The organism is Armatimonadota bacterium, assembly GCA_023511795.1.
GTDB lineage: Bacteria > Armatimonadota > UBA5829 > DTJY01 > DTJY01 > JAIMAU01.
Window position 1 is genome coordinate 427767 of sequence record JAIMAU010000001.1, and the last position, 21681, is coordinate 449447.

At 47.0% G+C, this 21681-nt stretch carries 15 protein-coding genes and 1 tRNA gene; 13 read left to right on the top strand and 3 right to left on the bottom strand.

All coding sequences use genetic code 11. The annotated features are described in order from the left end of the window. The first annotated feature begins 41 nt into the window (after positions 1-41). Entirely contained in the window at positions 42-1391 is a 1350-nt protein-coding gene (locus K6T99_01830; protein MCL6518548.1) for an FAD-dependent oxidoreductase, read from the top strand. 56 nt (positions 1392-1447) lie between these two features. Beyond that, positions 1448-3046 (top strand): gamma-glutamyltransferase family protein, encoded by a 1599-nt coding sequence (locus K6T99_01835; protein MCL6518549.1) that lies wholly within the window; start codon positions 1448-1450, stop codon positions 3044-3046. Between the two features lie 17 nt (positions 3047-3063). Here the strand turns inward: K6T99_01835 and K6T99_01840 are convergent, their stop codons facing one another. Both K6T99_01840 and K6T99_01845 read right to left on the bottom strand, forming a co-directional pair. After that, positions 3064-3471, bottom strand: a complete 408-nt coding sequence (locus K6T99_01840; GenBank protein MCL6518550.1) for a DMT family transporter — start codon at positions 3469-3471, stop codon at positions 3064-3066. Next, a complete protein-coding gene (locus tag K6T99_01845; protein MCL6518551.1) occupies positions 3471-3899 on the bottom strand; it encodes an EamA family transporter in 429 nt (142 codons plus the stop codon). The genes K6T99_01840 and K6T99_01845 overlap by 1 nt, the downstream gene beginning before the upstream one ends. Positions 3900-4170: 271 nt before the next feature. On the opposite strand from K6T99_01845, the gene K6T99_01850 reads away from it, so the two are divergent. The 4 genes from K6T99_01850 to K6T99_01865 all read left to right on the top strand — a co-directional run bounded on the left by K6T99_01850 (position 4171) and on the right by K6T99_01865 (position 7355). Further along, positions 4171-5244 carry an NTP transferase domain-containing protein gene (locus K6T99_01850; protein MCL6518552.1) on the top strand — a complete coding sequence of 358 codons (1074 nt, stop codon included), beginning with the start codon at positions 4171-4173 and terminating at the stop codon, positions 5242-5244. A gap of 97 nt (positions 5245-5341) precedes the next feature. Further along, entirely contained in the window at positions 5342-5860 is a 519-nt protein-coding gene (gene cobO / locus K6T99_01855; GenBank protein MCL6518553.1) for a cob(I)yrinic acid a,c-diamide adenosyltransferase, read from the top strand. A 28-nt stretch (positions 5861-5888) separates the two neighbouring features. Next, the gene (locus tag K6T99_01860; protein MCL6518554.1) at positions 5889-6971 is read left to right on the top strand and encodes a uroporphyrinogen decarboxylase family protein; all 1083 of its coding nucleotides are present in this window, start codon (positions 5889-5891) and stop codon (positions 6969-6971) included. Positions 6972-7007: 36 nt separating this feature from the next. After that, the gene (locus K6T99_01865) at positions 7008-7355 is read left to right on the top strand and encodes an aspartate 1-decarboxylase (GenBank protein ID MCL6518555.1); all 348 of its coding nucleotides are present in this window, start codon (positions 7008-7010) and stop codon (positions 7353-7355) included. A 271-nt stretch (positions 7356-7626) separates the two neighbouring features. Here the strand turns inward: K6T99_01865 and K6T99_01870 are convergent. Next, positions 7627-7713, bottom strand: a tRNA-Leu gene (locus K6T99_01870). Between the two features lie 55 nt (positions 7714-7768). Here K6T99_01870 and sppA point away from each other — a divergent pair. The 7 genes from sppA to K6T99_01905 all read left to right on the top strand — a co-directional run bounded on the left by sppA (position 7769) and on the right by K6T99_01905 (position 21680). Further along, positions 7769-8728, top strand: a complete 960-nt coding sequence (sppA, locus tag K6T99_01875) for a signal peptide peptidase SppA (GenBank protein ID MCL6518556.1) — start codon at positions 7769-7771, stop codon at positions 8726-8728. 90 nt (positions 8729-8818) lie between these two features. Continuing rightward, positions 8819-11500 carry a DNA polymerase I gene (gene polA / locus K6T99_01880; protein MCL6518557.1) on the top strand — a complete coding sequence of 894 codons (2682 nt, stop codon included), beginning with the start codon at positions 8819-8821 and terminating at the stop codon, positions 11498-11500. Positions 11501-11802: 302 nt separating this feature from the next. After that, entirely contained in the window at positions 11803-13533 is a 1731-nt protein-coding gene (rpsA, locus tag K6T99_01885; protein MCL6518558.1) for a 30S ribosomal protein S1, read from the top strand. Between the two features lie 48 nt (positions 13534-13581). Next, positions 13582-14274 (top strand): dephospho-CoA kinase, encoded by a 693-nt coding sequence (coaE, locus tag K6T99_01890; GenBank protein MCL6518559.1) that lies wholly within the window; start codon positions 13582-13584, stop codon positions 14272-14274. A 339-nt stretch (positions 14275-14613) separates the two neighbouring features. After that, the gene (locus K6T99_01895) at positions 14614-16512 is read left to right on the top strand and encodes a hypothetical protein (GenBank protein MCL6518560.1); all 1899 of its coding nucleotides are present in this window, start codon (positions 14614-14616) and stop codon (positions 16510-16512) included. Positions 16513-16540: 28 nt separating this feature from the next. After that, a complete protein-coding gene (locus tag K6T99_01900; protein ID MCL6518561.1) occupies positions 16541-19573 on the top strand; it encodes a S8 family serine peptidase in 3033 nt (1010 codons plus the stop codon). Positions 19574-19604: 31 nt separating this feature from the next. Next, positions 19605-21680: a hypothetical protein gene (locus K6T99_01905; protein ID MCL6518562.1), complete on the top strand. Its 2076-nt coding sequence runs from the start codon at positions 19605-19607 to the stop codon at positions 21678-21680. Position 21681 lies beyond the last annotated feature (1 nt).

Sequence of the window (21681 nt, forward strand, 5' to 3'; positions counted from 1 at the left end):
TTCTTTACCTTGCAAAATTGGCTTGTCAAGAGGTGGAAAAATTGAATATTGACAATAATTTCGATGTTATTGTGGCAGGTGGTGGCGTTGCAGGTATTGCCGCTGCCGTTTGTTCGTCAAGAATTGGAGTCAAGACGCTCCTAATTGAACGCTATGGATTTTTGGGTGGTCTTGGGACAGCTGGACTGGTTAATCCTTTTATGAGCTCCTGTACTTCGAGGGGCGAACAGCTTGTTGGAGGTTTCTTTAAAGAAATTTGCGACCGAATGGCAGATATGGGTGGTATGTTTGGAAGAGCATTCGACCCAGAGGCGATGAAGTTTGTCGCACAGGAAATGTTGCTCGAATCGGGCGGACACCTTCTTCTTCATTCTTGGATAACAGGGGTTCGTGTTGTTGGGAAAAGGGTTATCGGCGTTGAGGTTTTAACAAAAAGCGGGATGATTAACCTTGATGGCGCAGTTACAATTGATGCTACTGGAGATGGTGATGTTTCAGCAATGGCAGGCGCACCATTTGAGATGGGAAGCCCAGAGCATGGAATGACTCAGGCGATGACTCTTATGTTCACAATCGGTGGCGTTGATATTCGCAAAGCGCTAGTGTATGCCAAGGACAACCCGGACCAAATGCGCTTTCCAAAGCCGCAAACCGATGCGGATGTGGAGCGTCTGTTGAAAACATCTGTTGGAGTTGCGGGCTTCTATAAGGAAGTTGATGAAGCACGTAGTAAAGGCGAGTTTCCACTTCCGCAAGATATGGTTTTCTTTATAGCATTACCAACGCCTGGTCACGTCGTGGTGAACACGACGCACATTGGAGGATTGGATGGCACTCGTTCGGAAGATTTAACGCAGGCAGAGATTGAGGGGCGGCGACAAACGATGGCTTTGATGAAATTCTTCCGCAATTATGTGCCGGGTTTTGAGAATGCTTACCTAGTTCAAACCGCAACCCAAATTGGCGTAAGGGAGACACGTCGCATTTTAGGCGAGTATGTCTTTACCGCAGAAGATGTAGTAACTGGAAGAAAATTCCCTGATTCTGTGTTGAGGTCTGCGTATCCAGTGGATATCCATCGGCCTACTGGCATTGGTTATTCGCGGGCGGACGATGGAAAGCCAACAAATGCTCCTCCGCCAGGTGATTGGTATGAGGTTCCCTATCGGTGTTTGGTGCCGCGTGAAATTGAAAATCTTCTCGTTGCAGGCCGATGTCTTTCAGCAACCCACGAGGGTCAGGGAGCAGTTCGAATAATGCCGAATTGCATGGCACTTGGCCAGGCCGCTGGTGTAGCTGCTGCGCTTTGTGTTAGGGAAGATGTGACCCCTCGGAAGCTGGACTATAAACTCCTAAGAGATTACCTGCTTGATCAGGGAGCAATTATCTAAAGTTAGTACATGAGCCGCCGTTTTTAATATTCCCAGAGGGCATTTTGGAGGGTGAAATGGGCAAGGCTGTTGATGTTGTTAGTAAGTTTGGCATGGTTGCTTCAGACAATGCGCTGGCTTCTCAGGTTGGGCGCGATATACTTCAAGCAGGCGGGAATGCCATAGACGCGGCGGTTGCGACCGCTCTAGCGCTTTGCGTAGTCAAACCTGCGTCTAACGGAATCGGTGGTTATGGAGGGCAGATGGTTATTTATCTTTCGAGTAAAAAACGAGTTGTCTCTATTGACTACAATACCCGTGCGCCAAAGGCGGCAACCGAAGGTATGTTTGAAATCGAGAATAATACAAAAAAGTATGGTTTGGGGGAGTTTGCCCCTGTTGTTAACAATGCTAATTTCGTAGGCCCTCTTGCCGTATCCGTTCCCGGAACTGTAGCAGGCCTTTCTCTTGCCGCGGAGAAATTCGGCCGCCTTGGGTGGGGTAAAATTATGGAGCCGATTATCCGCCTAGCGGCTGATGGGTTCCCAGTTTATCCGGGGTTGGCTGTGCAACTCGAAGGACTGAAGAATGGCGCAGACGAAGATTCGATAGCAACAATGTTTCCCGATGGCAGCATACCACAGGAGGGCGAAATCTGGGTGCAATCGGATTTGGCTCGCCTATTGGAGACGCTAGCCTCCGATCCTCATTCTTTCTATGTTGGGGAAATTGCAGAAAGAATTGTAAACCGCGTTCAATCATTGGGTGGTATACTCACTTTAAATGATATGGCAGAATACAAGGCACAGGTCTGCAAGCCATTAGTTCTTGAATACAGAGGAAAACAAGTTCATGCTTGTCCAGCACTATCAGGCAGTCCAACCGCACTTGAGATTCTGTCGGTACTTAAGGTGTTGAGCCCAGAGCCATACTCGCCGGACGATCCAAAATACTGGGCAAATCTCGCAGATACGCTAGTCCTAGCTTGGAGAGATCGGTTCAAATATATCGGCGATGTTCCTGGCATTGAGCGAAAAATTCGATGGTTGATTTCCAGTAAACATGCTGGCAAGCTCGCTAGAAGGATTAAAAAGGGGCCAGTTGCTCGCCGACGGCGCCAATCTGAAATAGTGGGCTGCACGGTAAGCCTGGTGGCTTGTGATTCCGAGCGTAATATGGTTGCCCTAACGCAGACTCATGGTGGTGGATGGGGTGCGAAGGTTGGCGTTCCTGGCCTTGGTATTGTTTTAAACCATGGAATGTCGCGTTTTGATCCGAGGCCAGGGTTTCCAAACTCTGTCGGCTCAGGGAAGGCCGTGATGCATAACATGTCGCCGCTAATCGTTACTAGCAACGGTAATCCAGTTGCAGCTTTTGGACTTCCAGGGGGCCGCATGATACCCAACATGGTGGCTCAGTTTGCGGTAAATATCATCGACTTTGATATGACACCTGCGGAAACACTTAATCGCCCGAGGATACACACTCATCTTGCAGGAATGCTTGTTGAGAAGCATCTGCCGGAGACTGCGAGGGAGGCGATGAAGGCACGTGGGCATGTGCTGGAGGAGCGCGAAACGCTTGCCGGCCTCGCTTCATGCGTACGAATAGATGGCAGTCAAATTGTAGGTGCTTCGGGCGCTGGGGTGGAGGGCGCAGCAGGGGTTCTGGAATAATTACTAGTCATTGGCTTCTAATAAATTAGCCAAATAGCAATAAGTGAAAGAATGACCCCGAGCCACTGGCTGTGCGAAAGTTTTTCTTTCCATGCGACCATAGAGAGGGTTGCCGTAAGAACTAGGTTGCCAAGGTTCCTTACAGGGAAGGCAACTATTCCAGGGATGTGCTGAAGCGCAATCAAGAAAAAGAGCAAGCTTAGTGCACCGCTAAATCCCATGAACAAACCTATTTTTCGGTCGGTCATTGTTGTTTTTCCGCCTTGCATCTTTAGGAGAATCAACCCCATTGTCATTGGAACTGCGTAGTACATTAGCATATATAAATCACGGTAGGCGTCCAACCTGCATTCATGAAGCGCTTTGTTTGCCACATGGAGCAGACCTGTCAGCATGAATGCAACCATGAGGAGAAGAAAGCTCATTAACCCATGCCTCCATTTCTTGTTTCGTGCCTGCCAAAAAGAATAAGTGCCAAAGCAATTAGCACAAGGCCAACAATCTGCTTGTGATTCGGTTGCTCGTGCCAGACGAAGATAGAGGCCAATACGGGAAATGCTATCGCCAGGCTGATAACTGTCCAGGATGTTGAAAGCTGACCGTAGCCTATGTGATAAAAAAATGCCAAAGTTGCAAAGAAAACCATAAACCCTGAAATTGAACCTAAAATAATAGCCTGAATGTTTAGCGACAATTCATGCTTTATAAGAGTATAGGTGATTACGGTTAGGGTAGAGCCAATGTACATCCAAACGTTTACGGCTTGGACATTCGAATTTCGGCGTGTTGCTATCTTGTAGCTCATAGCAAAGCCAGTGTTGAAGATGATTGATAAGATCAAGAATAAAACCATGATAGATTTTTCTGATTAGTTATTTATTCGCATTTAGCGCTTTTTCTCTTGCCATATGGAAGAAAAAGGGCTATTTAGAGTTGGGATCTCATGCCACCATTGTAAGCGCCCCAAGTAGTAAATGGCAAGATGTGAAAGAAGGTTAGCTCAGCAGTATAACGGGTAATATCTTGAGTGGCGATTTCTTAGCATTTTAATTGCCGAAACGAAGCGGCCCATGCTAGAATAAATGAGCATTGGGCCAGGTTACATTTTGAAGGAGAAGAGCAATATGGAGATGTATGGCATTGTCATGGCAGGCGGCGGAGGCACACGATTGTGGCCAAAGTCTCGAGAAAACTTCCCTAAGCAGATACATCCTCTGGTGGGAGAGAAGCCGCTTGTGCAGGCTATGACAGATAGATTATCCGCAATTCTTGGCGAGGACAAGGTCTACATTATAACTAATGCCCATCATGTAGATTTAATCTGCGAAGCAACCGCGCGGAAGCCCGATGTGGTGTTTATCGATCCTTATAGGCGCGATACAGCACCTTGCATAGGCCTTGCGGCAGCATATATAAGCCTAATAGACCCAGAGGCAATTTTAGGGGTTTTCCCGTCAGACCATTATATTTCGGGTGATGAAGAGTTTGCACAAACTATACTGGCTGCGAAAAAGCTAGCGGAAATGGGAAAAGTGGTCACAATTGGTATACCTCCGACAGCCCCTGAAACAGGATATGGTTATATTCAAATAGAGCCCGAGTACGAAGTCATTAAAGGATGCGAGGTTCATAAGGCAAAACGATTTGTTGAAAAGCCTGACCTTCCGACTGCTAAACGATATGTTGAGAGTGGTGATTATCTTTGGAATAGCGGCATGTTTGTATGGAGTGTGCCAAAAATTATGGAGCTCTTTGCTCTTCATTTGCCGGATATTCATGAGCGGTTAATGCGAATAAAAGATGCCGTCGGCGGAGAAAATGAAACCGACGTCCTTCATCGTGAGTATGAAGCAATGCGTCGGATTTCCGTTGATTATGGAATAATGGAGAAACTCGACGATATTATGGTCGTGCGGGCAACGTTTGGTTGGAATGACATTGGTAGTTGGACGGCAGTAAGCGACATAATGCCAAAGGACGAATACGGAAACGCAGTTAACGCTTTTCACATAGGAGTAGATACGACCAATAACTTGGTTGTTGGTTCGGAGGACAAGCTAATTGCAACCATTGGGCTTGATGATATGATCATTGTTGATACCGAAGACGCGCTCCTTGTTTGTCCGAAAGACCGTGCGCAGGATGTGAAAAAGTTAGTAGAGTTATTGAAAGAGCGGGGTTTGGAGAAATATCTGTGAAGTTATTTCCAAGTAGACATAAAAGTCCTAGTTTCAGCGCAAAGCTTGCAAGGCTTCTAATCCTCTAATAATGCAAAGGTAAACTCTGGCCGTAAAAATGGACATCCGCAAGGGCATTGTACAAGTTTATACGGGAAATGGAAAAGGTAAGACAACCGCTGCGTGGGGACTTGCGCTTAGAGCTATTGGGCGTGGGCTTAGGGTGGCAGTTGTGCAATTTCTGAAGCCTGGTAAATCAGGAGAGGTTTTAGCCGCAGAGCGCCTTGGGTCAGCAATTTCAGTTTTTGGACGAACATCGCCTTTTGATCCGAATGTCAACCAACGTGAATCAGCAGTCCTTCGTGAGGAAAGCCGTCAAAATTGGGCGCAGGCGGTTGAAATAATCGAATCTGGCGAGTATGACATGGTCATTTTGGATGAAATGTGCATAGTGCTTCATTATGGTTTTGTCAATACTGAGGAAGTATTAGCAATTCTCAATCGGCGTCCACCTTGGGTCGATATCATTTTAACAGGTAGGTATGCGCCTAAGGAGCTTGTGGATGCCGCCGACCTTGTGACAGAAATGGTTGAAATAAAGCATCCTGGAAATTCAAGACAGGGGATTGAATATTAGATAATAAGCAAGAGGAGCTATAGGCAAAGTGACAGGCAGAGAGAGGTTTCTGACTGCTCTTAGGCGGGGGCAGCCTGACAGGGTTCCAATTTGGGAGCTCATTATAAACGAACCCACACTTTCTGCACTCTATGGGAATATAGGTTATTTTGCTTTGGCCGAGAAGCTTGACTTAGATGCAATTACGGTTTTTGAAGATCATCACCGGGAGGATTTGGGCGGCGGCTATTTCCGCGACGAATGGGGCATTGTGTGGGGAGTGGAGCCATGTGGAGTCGCTTATCCAGCTGGCCATCCGCTGAAAAGTCCAGCGGACCTAGATTCTTATAAGCCCCCCGACCCTTATGCTGACCACAGGTTGAAAACAGTTTCTGAGGCTGTTCGTCGCTTTAAAGGCGAAAAAGCTATTGTCCTCTGTGGACATGAGGCTTTCGAGTTTTCTCATTACCTTATTGGTCTTGAAAATCTCTTCGCCGCCTACATTGAGAACCCGGAGTTTGCCCATCGTCTGGCAAGAATGATAGTTGATTATAAGAAGGCAGTGCTTCAACGAGCGATTAATGAAGGGATAGATGCCGTAGTATGTGGAGATGACTATGCTTACCGAACAGCGCCCTTGATGTCTCCTGCTTTCTTTGAGGAGTTTTGTGTTCCTTATATAAAGGAAATGGTAAACACAGCTCATCAAGGTGGAGTTCCCCATATAAAGCACACCGATGGGAATATTTGGCCGATACTTGATATGATTGTTGCGACAGGGACAGATGCAATTGACCCACTCGAACCAATTGCTGGGATGGATATCGGGGAGGTTAAGGCAAAGTATGGCGACCGCGTTGCCGTTGTAGGAAATGTCGATTGTACTGAGGTCCTCCCGCACGGCACGCGGGAAGAGGTCATTGATGCAGTAAAGGAAACAATAGCGAAAGCTTCGGTTGGGGGCGGTCATGTAATTGCATCGAGTAACAGTATTCATCCCGGGGTTAAGCCAGAAAACTACTTGGCCATGGTTGAAGCAGCAAAGCAGTTTGGGCAATACCCTCTTGACGAGAAAATGGTATCGGAATACAAAACACATAAATATATCGCGAAGTATCTTCACAATAGCTAATGTCAATTGCTATAATAATAGTAAGGGGCGAAAGAAATGCGACTTCTGACACTTCTAAAAAGCAAAATCCACCGAGCAACTGTTACGGACGCTGATGTCAATTACATAGGAAGTATTACAATTGACCAAGACTTGATGGAGCGTGCAGACATAAAGAAGGGTGAACTTGTGCATGTCTGGAACGTTACCAATGGTCAACGGTTTGAAACCTACGCAATTCCCGCGCCGAAGCGGTCTGGAGTCATCTGTGTAAATGGAGCCGCGGCACATCTTGTAAAGAAAGGAGATAAGGTAATAATTGTCTCCTTTGCCATTACTGATGAGGAAGTAACCCCCAAGCTTATTTTAGTCGACGAAGAAAACAAATTTCTAAGGTACCTTTAGCAAAATTTAGTTTTTGCTACGAATCTTAATTTACTTGACATGACCTCGTAATTGCCTCGTTCACTTGTTGATTGCTGAAGTTCAAATAAGCATTTGTCCGCGGTTACCCATGCTTTTTGGGTGAGTAGTTTTCCAAATTTGGTCGGTTTAGATGATTAGGAATTCCTGTCTCATCGGGTGGAGTCTGGCGAGGTAATACAAAGGATTGCAAATTGACACAGCCATGAACGAATTGCTACAATAAACCGTTTAAAAGGGAATCCTAATAAAATGGTGCCGAAGGTCGGGGTCGAACCGACATGAGGTTGCCCTCACCGGTTTTTGAGACCGGCGCGTCTGCCAATTCCGCCACTTCGGCACTGAGCAAATTATAACCCATTTCACGTCGGTTGTCAATGAGGAGGCCGCCCTTTATGAAAAAAACAATTGCCGTTGCTTTGATTATTGTGTTGGTGCTTGTTCTTGTTTTTGTTTCCTTTGTGATTATTGCGCTGACGGCAGGTAAGGGTGGCACCATACCCAGATTTGGATACAAGGTTGGATTAGTTCGAATTGAGGGAGTAATTTTCTCGGGAAGTGGTCAGGGGGGACTTTTCGGTGATCAAGGTGCAGCTTCGGAAAGAGTGATTCGGGCGCTTGAGCGTGCGAGAAAAGACAATTCCATAAAATCGCTCGTCATCAGGATTAATAGTCCTGGGGGAAGCGCTGCAGCCTCACAAGAGATATACAACGAGATTTTACGCGTTCGACGGTCAGGCAAGAAGGTTACAGTCTCGATGGGCGATGTTGCTGCTTCTGGAGGATACTACGTTTCGGCTGCTGCAGACCGAATATATGCTAACCCTGCAACTATAACTGGCAGCATTGGGGTAGTCATGGAAATCGCCGATCTCCATGTCCTTCTTAATCGTTTGGGAATTGAATTGGGATCAATTAAGAGCGGGAAGCACAAGGATATGGGGAGTATATCGCGTCCCCTTACTCCTGAAGAGCGGAAAATTCTCCAGGGGTTGATAAACGATGTTTTTGAGCAGTTTGTAAGAGACGTTCACAAAGGCCGGAAACTTCCACTTGAAAAGGTAAGAGAACTTGCTGACGGGCGCATTTTTACCGGCAGTCAGGCGAAAGCATTGAAGTTGGTGGATGAGCTTGGCGGTCTCGAGGATGCGCTCAAGGCAGCGGCGCGCGATGCGGGAATAAAGGGGGAGTTCGAGGTCAAAGAGTATTATGAACAAAGAGGTCTCTTGGGTCAACTAATAAGTGAAGCAGAATCAAGCTTTACCAGCCAGTCTCGCGCTAAATTTCTTATGGGATTAGCGCGAAGATTACTGCGCGTGGATAATTTCAACTCGCTATCCCATCCTGATTACTGAACTACAGATATAAAACCAATATTTGATTGTTCTGGCTAATTGGGGTTGGGAATTAATCTTTTTTGTTTGGCGTTAGATATGAGTTTTAAAATGAGCAAAGGTAAGGTCATTCTTATAGACGGAAACAGCCTTCTATACAGAGCTTTCTTTGCCCTACCACACTTTTCTACATTGGAAAATCAGCCAACGAATGCAATTTACGGGCTTGCAATGATGCTATTGCGCCTCCTAGAAGAGGAAAAGCCCGATATCGTTATAGTATCTTTCGATGCCCCTGAAAAAACTTTTCGGCATGAAGAATACGTAGAATACAAAGCCCATCGAAAGCGGGCCCCCGATGAACTTCGTTCCCAGGGGCCTATTGCTCGCGAGATGATTGAAGCCTTCAATATTCCTATTCTTGAGGTTCCAGGCTATGAAGCTGACGATGTTGTTGGCACAGTTGCTAGAAAAGCCGAGTCAGAAGGCTATGACGTAATCATTGTTACAGGTGACCTAGATGCTCTGCAACTTGTGGACAGCAAAGTTAAAGTAATGACTACCGTAAGGGGTGTTACTGAGACTGTCATCTACGATGAGAAGTCTGTTGAGGCTCGCTATAGCCTTAAGCCTAAGCAACTTATTGATTATAAAGCTCTTAAAGGTGATCCTTCGGACAATATTCCGGGCGTGCCGGGCATCGGCGATAAAACAGCTGTAAAGCTTATTAAAGAATTCGGTAGCCTAGAGAACATCCTTGCGCATATTGATGATATACAAGAAGCGCGGCTACGTGAGCAAATACGAAATTCGATTGACCAAGCGTTGCTCTCAAAGCGATTGGCAACCATTAAGACTGATGTCCCCATTAACATTAACCTTGAGCAATGTAGGCTTCGAAAGCCAAACCTGCCAAAGCTTCGAGAGCTTTTCAAGCGTTTGGAATTTCGTTCGTTGTTGAAGCGGCTACCCGAGGATAATGCCCAGCCTGTTCTTGAATTTGAGTCGGACGCCAAAGTAGAGGAATTGTCTGAATACAAACTCGTTTGCAATAGACCCTCTTTAGAAGCATTATTGGTACAAATTGAAAAAGCCGGGGGTTTTGCTTTTAGGATTCATGGAACAGCCGCACACCCAATTAATGCAGATGCGCTGGGTGTCGGGGTTTCTGTTGCCCCTGGTAAAGCGTATTATGTGCGCTTTGGCGAGAATAGCGGGCTGAGTCTCCTGGATTTCAGGAAGTTATTGGAGTCAGAGAAAATAAAAAAATTCGGCCATAACCTCAAGTACGAATATGAAATAGCGCGAAAAGTTGGCATCGACATACAAGGTCTTGAGTTTGATACCATGCTTGCCGCATACCTAATAAACAGCTCACGGAATGTTCAGAAGTTGTCAGACGTCGTATTTGATTATCTATCAAGTGAATTCCCAGGCAAAGAGGGGACACAAGAAACTGAGCAAGAGCGGCTATTTGCGGCAGAGGCAGATGCGGCTATGCGTCTGGTCAGTATTCTCACGGATCACTTGGTGAAAGATAACATCGAGCTATTGATGTATAACATCGAAATGCCACTGGTGCCCATACTTGGGGATATGGAATTGACGGGCGTTGCCGTAGATAGTGCTTGGCTGGGGATTTTATCTGAAAAGTTAAGTGAACGGATTAATAACCTTCAAAAAGAAATATACACGCTTGCTGGGATGGAGTTCAACATTGGTTCTCCCAAGCAGCTTTCGTTTGTGCTTTTCGACAAGCTGGGCTTACCGGCAGAGAAAAAGACAAAGACCGGTTTTTCGACAGATGCTGATACTCTTGTGGCCCTGGCACCAGCGCACGAAATCGTAGAGAAAATTCTAGAGTACCGAGAACTTACAAAGCTAAAGTCAACTTATGCAGATACCCTTCCCAAGCTAATCAATCCCAAGACGGGTCGGATACACACTACACTCAATCAAGCTGTCACTACGACGGGACGGCTGTCTAGCAGCGAGCCAAATCTGCAGAACATTCCCATTAAGACAGAGACAGGAAGGGAAATTAGACGAGCGTTTATCGCAGCTCCTGGCAATTTGCTTGTTTCGGTAGACTATTCACAAATCGAACTCCGCATCTTGGCGCATGTAAGCCGCGATGCTGAGCTACTGCGTGCTTTCAGGGAAGGTGAGGACATTCATACAACTACCGCTACTAGGTTGTTTGGCGTTTCAGCAGATGAAGTGACGCCAGAAATGCGGCGTCAGGCTAAAACCGTAAACTTTGCGGTTATTTATGGTATGAGCGATTACGGTCTTTCAAGGGAGCTGAATATTCCGACTGGGGTGGCAAAGAAATATATCGAAAGCTACTTCCAGCAATATCCCGGAGTGCGGAAGTACGCAAGCGAAACTCTTGAAAAAGCTCGAATAAATGGCTACGTAGAAAGCTTGATGGGGCGACGTAGGTATCTTCCGGAATTGAACAGCGCTAATAGGGTCTACAGGGAGTTTGCCGAACGTGCAGCGGTAAATATGCCGATTCAGGGGACAGCTGCGGATATTATTAAGCTGGCGATGATTGCAGTGAACGAGCGACTCAAGAAAAGCAACTTAACAGCAAATATGGTGCTTCAAGTCCACGACGAACTAGTCTTTGAAGTTCCTGAAAATGAGGTCGACGAACTCCTAAATTTGGTACTCCCGGCAATGCGGGATGTATATCCTTTGGATGTTCAGCTTGAAGTGGAAGCAAAAGTAGGAAAGGATTGGTGTACGGCTCAACCAGTATCTGTCGAGGAGCATATTGGTGCCTGAGTTATTGCCCATGCGGTATTGGCATGTATCTAAGTTATGTGTTATAATACTGAGCAACGACATGCGGAAGCGGTCCTAAAGTAGCATGAACAAGCTGGACCTGCCGGGACAATTAAGGTGCCGCGCAGGGAAATTTAAAGCAGTAGAGTTCCCACCTACCTACTGCTAAATTCCAAAAACATGCACGACTGGGCGGATGTGGGATGCTACGTCCAAATACTTTGAACGGACAGCAATATTGTCCGTACTAGGCGTTCAATTGAGTAAAGCAATTGACGCCTAGAAGAGAGGAGTATTTAATCATGACTTACGACAAAGAGGCTTACGAAGCCACCCCGCTAGAGAAAACGGGCTCCAACAAGAGCGAGGCCAAATCAGAGGATTTGGTCATGAATAATGAGCAATTGACGGAATCAGAAGTAAGCGAACCAGCTACGACATTTACAGAAGGAGCAGAGAAAAAGGCAGAAGTTTCGGTGGAGGCCGAGACAAAAGCAGAGGAGAAAGCTCCTGAGCCTGATAGTGCTGCGACATCTGCTGAAGAAGCCGAGCCCCAATCCGTGAAGAAAACCTCAGAACGTGGAGATCATTATTCGGAAACGTTTCGATCGTTGTCTGAGGGCGACCTAGTGGACGGAGTCGTGGTCCATATCGATAAAGATGGGGTGCTCGTGGATGTTGGCACAAAGTCAGAAGGCATAATCAAAATGACGGAGCTAGCACAGGAGCCGTTTCAGTCGCCGGAAGAAGTAGTTTCCGTTGGCGACCGAATTAACGTATATGTGATGGAAACGGAGAGCCAGGATGGCAGCTTGCTACTATCAAAGAAACGCGCCGATTTCGAAAACGCATGGAATAGGGTAATCCAACACTACGAGGAAGATAAACCAATTACCGCAATGGTAACCGACCGCGTAAAGGGTGGTTTGGTAGTAGACCTTGGGGTTAGGGGTTTTATCCCAGCGTCTCATGTCGGTAGCGGGAACGTTAAAAACCTTGATAAATATATCGGCCAGTCGCTTCCCCTTAAAATTATCGAAGTTGACCGAGACCGCCGAAAAGTAGTTTTATCGCATAAACTTGCAGTAGAAAGCGAACGGGAGAAGCGGCGTGCCGAAACCATAAAGTCACTGCAAGAGGGCCAAATTCGCGAAGGTATTGTGCGACGCATTACCGACTACGGTGCGTTCATTGATCTTGGCGGTATTGATGGGCTTCTGCACGTTAGTGAAATGTCATGGACGAGAATAAACCATCCGTCGGAAGTGGTAAAAGTCGGCCAAAAGATTCAGGTGATGGTTTTGAAGCTGAACCTCGAGGCCGACAGGATATCACTCGGGCTGAGGCAAATTCTGCCCGACCCATGGGCGGATATCGAAAGTAAATATAGTGTCGGCCAGGTAATCGAAGGTGAAATTTCGAGACTAGTGCCGTTTGGCGCTTTCGTTCGGTTGGACGAAGGTATTGAAGGGATAATTCCAAATGTTGAGCTGAGCAGAAAACGGGTTAAAAAGCCAGAGGATGTAGTTAAAGTTGGCGATCATGTAGAAGCAAGGATTGTCGAGCTCAAACCCGAAGAGCGGCGTATGACTCTAAGCATTCGCCAGATCCTTGAGGAAAAAGAAAAATCGGAATATGAGACTTATCGCCCAGCCCAAGACGAAGGCCGCATGACACTGGGCGACCTGGTTGGAGATAAACTTAGGGAGCTTCGAAGTGTAGTCGAGGAGGTAGAGGATCAACCTTCTAGGAAGCGAAAAAAGAAACAGCATATCAAAGCAGATGAGGAAGATTTTGAAGCTGATGTTGCGGGACCTTCCTTTGCCGAAGAAACTCTATCAAAAAAAGACGACGAAGCTGAAGCTGAGATAAAAGCGGTTGCTATCGAAGTCGAGGGCGTCCAGACCGAAATTCAAGAAGCATGCGAAGAAGTTAATTCCTCAACTAATGAGGCAGTTTCTGAAATATCTTCGACCGAAGAGGCAATGAAGCAGTCAACTACTGGGGCGGAAGAAGAGCCTGGTGAAGAATAAAAACACGGCAAAATCATATGGTGTCCTTCGTCAAATATCAGAGGTCGTATGAGCGAAGGTCAGGATAAAAAGGTAGGACCGGTCTGCAAAGAGCAAACAATGCGGACCGGCCCTTTTTGTGGCCGGAAAGTGCTTATTGTGGGACTCACCGGCGGTGCCGCTAGTGGAAAGTCCACTGTTGCAAAAATGCTCGCTGACCTTGGTGCACGCGTAATAAGTGCAGACGATATGGTGCACGGCCTTCTGGATAACGATCCTGAAGTTCAGAAGGAAATAATTCAGGCGTTTGGTAAAGACATTCTGAACGAGCAGGGGCGGATAGACCGTAGAAAACTCGGCAAAATAGTTTTTAAAGACGCAGAGAAAAGAGCCCGTCTTGAGAAAATCATACATCCACGCGTATTAGCCCAAATAGAATCCGAGATAAATAATTTTCGTAAGCAATGCGAAGGAGTACTAGTGGTTGAAATTCCATTACTAATAGAAACGTCATCGGTTCGAATGGTTGATAAGGTTTTGGTAATTAGTGCGGAACAAGAGACGCAGATAGAGCGTCTACAAAAGAGATACGGAATCTCTCGCCGTGAAGCACTTCAACGCATCACGGCGCAGTTACCAATGGCTGAAAAAATCAAGCATGCTGATTGGGTAATTAGCACTGAGGATACTTTCGAAAAAACGAAAGAGCAGGTAAATTCTGTGTGGCATGCAATGCAAGAATTGCTTGCACAACAAAAATAGCTGTGCTATAATCGGGGCGTTGTTTGCACAATTAGAAATACTGGTATGAGCCTCTACTGCGAATGGAATCAGGCGCAGAGCATTGATAGGGGTAGTTTATTGGTTTAAATCTGCTGGGGGCAGTCGTGAGATATCCTCAATCCAAATTAGGACTAAATGAAAAAGCGTGAACTCATGAAAGTTATTTATCTACTTTCCACTTTGGATTATAGCGCTCCTCGCGTGATTTCATTCTGCAGCATATACCAGTTTCGTAAAGGCAGTAATTTAAAAGAATAGTTTGGCGTTAATTCGACAGCACGCCAGCAAGACAAGTATTTCCTAGGAGGAAACACTGTTGTGAAAGCGTTTAGGGTAAGAGACACGCGTTTACCAGTAAGTTTGCTGTGCATTGTTGCCATCCTAACATCCATTGGCTGCACGGCGTTCATCCCCGGAGCAGTGTTTGGCCAAGGGAGGATAATCGAGGTTGCCGTAGTTGATTTCCTGAATACCAGCAAGATGCCAGGCAAAATGTTTGGCAAAATGGCAACCGATGCGGTTGTCGTCGAGCTATTCCGTTCAGGGAAGTTCAATGTTACCTCTGGTGACACTCTCCAAGCCAAGATGCAGGAGCTTGGATACTCAGTTCCTCTCACTCCTGGTCTTTCGCAGAGACTAGGTCAAGAAGTTGGCGCAAACTGCATTATTAGTGGGGAGCTAGATCATATCAAAGTTGACAAGGATAAAAATCAAGCTGAAGTTCGCCTTAAAGTCGCTATGCGTGATGTTGCGTCTGGGGAACTAGTTAACGGCGCAATTGCAGTTGGCAGGAGTTATCCGCACGTAGGATATACCGCTGATGAAGACAAGCTCCTGGTTGAAGCAATAAGCGACGCAGCTCGAATCGCTGTAGAGACAATGGTTCAATACATACTCCCCGAAGCCACCGTCCTCAGCTCAGTTGGAACAACCCAGGTCTTGCTAAATAAGGGATCTCAAGAAGGCATCGAAGTTGGTATGGAAATGATTGTCCTGCGACGCGGCGAAGGCGGGCAAGACGAGGTTGTAGGCCGAGTTAAAGTCTCAAAGGTCACCGATACAGACTCAATCGCTACAGTCATACGCGCACCAAAAGGCGTGAAGCCTGAAGACCGCGTGAGAGCTATTTTCGAAATGCCCTCTGCAAAGGATGTAACATCTAGCCAACTACCAGTACGACCTAGTGAGCAGAGAAAACAAATCTCTCGTGGGAGCCGATTGGCTTGGGCAATCGTAGGTCTTCTAGCGATAGGTGCACTTTTTAAAGGCGGCGGTGATCAAGCTGAGACAGTACCAGGAGTCACAGCCCAGGCTGGGGCACTGCCCGATATAAATCCACACGAAAGCGACGTAGGCATATTGATAACATGGAACGCACCTAGAAATATTGGCTTGGTAAACATTAGAGAGTTCCATGTCTGGCGCGATAATTGGGGAAATCCAACCTCAGGAGGCCAGGGTACTATGGCACCTGTACTGGCGCCGGGCGTCAATACAATTGGACCAGTTGCTGGGTTCGACTATGGAGTAGTTGATGAACCCTCACCTCGAACCGTGGATGCTTGGCATTATCCATCTCTTGACCATACAACATTGGAAGAAGCAGATATGAGCATGAGCGGCATTTCTATTGGTAGGCCGCATAGATATTATGTCTCTTGTGTTTATCAGCGTGTCAATCCGACAACAGGAAACATAACCTATTGGGAGACACCTCCTGTTGCGGCAGGTATTGCAACTGCTTTGAATAGGCCTATATGCCAGCCTATAACCATGGGCATGGGAGACCTTAACGATATTACTTTTGAGTGGGAAAGCTCGGGAGGCGCCGATACATATTGTATTGAAGTATCAAAGAGTCCGAATTTTGAGCGAGATGTTACATGGGTACATCAATTTGTTCAGCGTACTTCGATGGATGGAGTACTCATGTCAAAGACGTTCACGAATGTTTTAAGAGACCGCAATGGCAATTTAGTTCCCGAGCTGCAGGGTATTCAAAACGGCGATACTCTATACTGGCGCGTTGGTGCAAGAAACAGTGCTGACAGGCCGGGCCCAATCCCCGCTGGACCGTCTCCGCAGAAAGACGGCCCAAAGAATACCAGATATATTTATAGTTTAATGGAGCAGTTTACTGTTGAGCTCCCACCAAGCCCGCCTGGCGTTGAAGACGGTGGAAGTGATGGTGGAGGAACGCCGCCAACGCCCTTCTAACTGACGTAAAGAAAGGATGCGGAGCAACATGTTTGGTAGAGCAATGGGACGCCGTAAATCCCTTTGGGTGCCATATTTGATAGCAATAGTGTGGGTACTGGCTGGAGTCGTGCCCAGTTTCGCCGAACCTTTTGGAACCTGGCTAGTGAATTCCCAGCGCCCAAAGTACGTGCCAAACGAAATCTTGGTTTCGCTACATGAAGGAAAAACCGACGCTGATCTTGCGGGTTTTAATGCTGAATACAAAACACGCTTAGCTCGCAGAGTCAATTTCGGCAATATCGTTGTGCTCGACCTTTCAGGTAGCGGAAATACACCTGACGGGATAATTAACAACCGTGAAGCGATTCTCAAAAAATACCCGGCTATCAAATCCGTCCAATACAACTACTACCGCTACCCTTTGGATGTTCCTAATGACCAATTCTACCCAGCGCAGATTAACCCAAGAAATCCGAATTTTATATCTGGCCAATGGCCTTTGCAGCCGCACCCAACTAGGCCTGAAATCCTTCACATTCGTGCGCCAGAGGCGTGGGATATCGAAAAAGGTAGCAATCGCGTTGTGGTAGGTGTAATAGATACTGGTGTTAGAGATAGGCTTTCTTTTGACGATCAAGGACAAATAATTCGGCGGCCGCATCCTGATTTGGAGGACCGCATCCTCAAAGGAGAAGGCTATGATTTTGGAGATTTTGATTCGGACCCCTCTCCATCTGAAAACGACCAAGTTCCATCTGGTACAGTTACACACGGCACACACGTAGCGGGGATAATTGCAGCACAGGCGAACAATACAATTGGTATTGCAGGCCTATGCTGGGATGGAGTGTGGATACTTCCTGTAAAAGTAATGCCTGATGGCGACCCCGGGCTTCCTTTGGATGCAATTATCAACGCAATCTATTATTGTGCAACATGGGAAGGCAAAGACCCAAACACCGGTGAGCCGCTCAAGTGCAACGTCATAAACATGAGCTTTGGCAGTCAAAGCCCGACGGAAGAGGAAGAAAGAGTATTGGAGTATGCAGTAAGTAAGGGTGTCGTTCCAGTTGCGGCTGCAGGTAATTCATGGGAAAATGGCGCTCCACCACCAGGATATCCTGCCTCTTATGATTGTGTAATTTGCGTAGGTGCCACGGGATATCTTGATGACGTGACTAGCTTTTCCCAAAGAGGACATGTGGTAGACATTGCAGCGCCAGGCTATGAAGTTCTGAGCACAGTTTGGTATAGGGCTTTAGCAACAGGTCCTGCACAACCTCCTGGCGGCGGTGGTACAACTCCACCCACACCTGGTTCGGTAGTTCAGCAGGAACCGCCTTCTCAGACATGGCCTGACCCGACAGGTAACGCATTTAGTTACATGTCGGGGACCTCAATGGCGTGTCCTCATGTGGCTGCTGCTGCTGCACTGCTTATTTCTCGAGGCGTGCCCTCTTATGATGTACAGGAAATCCTCTGCAAAAGCGCTACCCCAATGGGATTTGGCCGTCCGAATGATAACTATGGCTGGGGTTTGCTGAATGTCTATGAGGCTTTAAAGAAAGCTACCATTGACGTGGAGATAACTTCGCCTCAAAACGGCAACGAAGTCGGCACCTTGCGTCCAAAATGCCGCATAGACTTTCGACATGCCAAACAAGATACAATTCGTGTTTGGGTTGACGATAAACTTGTAATAGGTCCGGCAGGTGCAAGTCCCGACATCATTCCGAATTGGGAAACGGGCTATCACGTTCTGGACGAGAATGCAGGCACAACATATCTAATATTTGAGGTACCGCTAGCCAGCGACCGCACACTTCACTCAATCAAGGCTTTTGCCGAAACCGATAATCCACCGGACGTTCCTCAGGCCATACCGATGTCTGATGAAGATACTCATTATTTCAGGGTTCAGACGCGCAAATTCGCGGCTGGCTGGAACTTGATTTCCGTGCCATATCAGATTGACCAATCAATTGCTCCTGAGGCGTTGTTTGGCGATGATCAAGCGCTTTGGCGATATTCCTATGCCGATGGGAGCACAGGAAGATATTATGCGTACTGCAAAGCTGGCGATAGATATGACAATGAGGCAACGCTAACGCCGGAAAGCGTCTTAAGGAATCTTTTGGTGTGCCCAATCTCATCGCTATCAAGCCCAACAGCACTGGCAACAGCGCCCGCAGGTCTTGGTTACTGGCTTTATGTCGAAGATCCCAGCGGATATACAATACCTGAAAGCTTTGGAGCTCCTGTTCCTGAAGAACCCTATACTATAGGGTTGTATAGAGGATGGAACATGGTCGGATGTCCATTTACGTACCCGGTGCAATGGGCAAACGTGACTGTCGAGTGCGGTGGTAATTATCTGCGGGCGACCGAAGCTGTTGAAGCAGGGTGGATATCTCCGATTATCTATACCTACGATTCATTCTACAAACAATACAGATGGCAGCGAATCGAAAAAGCCGTTTTGAGACCTTGGGAAGGTCAATGGATTAGGGTTGTTACTTCGGGGCCCAGGCCGCCTGATGTTTCAAATGGTGAGTTTTCTGTGAACATTGCGTCGCCTAGTGACATAGCTGATGATTGGGTAGCCTACGACGTTGGAGCTGGAAGCAGTTCTTACTCCCTTGCTAATGTTCCAAATCATAGTGGTTACCCATCACAGGCGCAAAGGATAAGCATTAGAAGTGTTGCAGAAGGCGTTCCATACTCTGCTGGAATTTACCAGCGTGTACAGTGCCAAGAAGGCACCAGATACGTGTTTTCAGTTTGGACCTACCGCAATAGCTCTGGCGATACAACCGAATGCACAAAGGTCGGGATAGATCCCTACGGCGGTGTAGACCCAAGTGCGGCGGTATGGTCTGCTGAACAATACTCCGTGGGGAATTGGACTCGGCAGATTGTTTATTGTACTGCACAGAGCTCTCATCTGACCGTGTTCATACAAGCGACTACTAATAATGCTACCGTACCGAATACCGTCTATGTGGATTTGGCTAGGTTGTCTGGTGGGCGCGATGTAACTTTAATAATTCCGCCGACGCCTTGTGGTTCTATGTACTAGAATGGATGCTGAGCGGATAAGGAGGATTGAGTTGAAAACCTTTAACGAATGGTCAGCACTCCTGTTAGCTATAATATTTGTATTACTTACATGCTGGATTACTGTGCCTGCAAGTGCCGGATTTGTTTCCGTTCAAAATACGCACATAGGCCTATCAGTTGGAAGAGATGATGAATGGGACCTTCAAATAGCGCATTCATTAATTCCAAATCAGCCTATAGCAGGGCGTTTCTGCATTTGGGCTGTCGGTGGCGACCCAACGGTTGGAGAAGATGACTATTCCGATATAATATGGCAGCCATTTGGGCCCGGTGCTGGTGCTCCCGGTGATAAATGGGGCGCTGTCCAAATAATGGTTGATGGTTATGATGACGAGGGCAATCGCATGTGGGCGCCTTTTGAAGTTGGAGGTACATCCGGCATTTGGGGAGATGAAAACGACGGCATATGGGACGTCATGCCGCATATTCGAACGGATAAACATAACATGATTTATGGGTCATGGTATCCGGTGTCGACCGAAGACCCGCCTGGTTTAATTCCCATAAAATGTGAGCAAACAGCCAGATTGATGCATAATACCGTGCGTTTCGAGTGGAAGCTTACAAATGAAGATATAGTGGACCATTATGTAGGAATGCGCATATATTGTGACTTTACACTTGGCGATGGTGATTACGGAACACGTGACCGTTTAATGGTTGTAAGTATTCCAGGTTATCCAATAATAGAAGAGAAAACCCTTTTGTCCGTCGGTCAAATCCCGCCAGTAATCGAAATGTTTGATTCGGTGACGAATCCCTTAAGATCAATTAGGGTTACTTTCCAAGGAAGCGGTGCTACTATGCCTGATAAGGTCGGCATTGATGATTGGCCCGATGTAGCCGGTTCTGGTTGGACTTACGGTTACGCGCTGGGCCAGGGTGGCGACCCATGGTTAGCATGGCTTTATGAGCCAATAAAGCATACATATATAAATGATGTGGCGTATGGTGCTTTTTGGAAGCCGCGCCGTTTAATGCCCGGACAGTCGAGAACAATAGTACACTATATTGGCCTTGCCTGCTCAAGCGCTCAGATGTCAGAACCGAGCGAAAGAAATATTCAGTACTGTGCAGCCGTTCATTCGCCTAGGTGCCTGAAATATATAGGGGCAGGCTCATCCGGCATGGTCTATCCAGATCCGTTTACTATAACTGCTTATCTTGAAAATCTAGAGCCACACATGGATTTCACGAATGCCAGCTTTACTTTAATACTTCCTCCAGGTCTTGAACTAGATCCATCAGAGAACAACCACTATACCAAGACATTAGTTCGCGTTCCTGCAAAAAAGGAGGCATCTGTTTCTTGGAAAGTGCGTGTTACTGGGTCGCCAAGAGGCATCATGAACTTCTCAGTTGCATTTAGTGCATATCCCGGTGTTGGTACAACAGTTACACGAACAATCAATATTCCTGCTGCGGAAAAGCAACCGCTCTCGTGGCGGTGGCAAATGATATCGGTGCCGTTTGAGCTGATGAATAGCGAGCCAAAGACTGCGCTCGGGTTAGTCGGCGAAGAATGGACACCGGAAAACCGCGATGGGAGCTGGCGGCTTCTTGGATACGACCCAGTGACTATGCAATGGGAGGAGCCGGTGAATAACCTAGTGCCAGGGAAGGGCTACTACCTCTGGCTTGCACGACCTCAGACTGTTTCTCTGACGCCAGGCAATTTTGTGCCACGCGAGTGGGCGGGTACTAAGGGTTTTCATATCCCTCTAAAGCAAGGCTGGAATATGGTTGGTAATCCATACATATACGCAATGACGTTTGGAGAAATACGGTTCTACCACGCAGATTGCGGCGTACTAGACTATGATGAAGCAGTAGCCAAAGGCCTAATTTCGAGAACAATTTTCTCATGGAACGCAACATTCCAAAGATGGGATATGTATAGCAAGCGGGATGCTCAACTAAAGCCTTGGCAAGGCTATTGGATACGCGCATTAAGGTCTGGCGTAGATATGATAGTGACGCCTGAGGCACAAATCGGCGCCGGCATTGGCGGCGAGATACCACCGGAAGATACGGATGGAGGCCCAACGCCGCCGCCAACTCCATAGA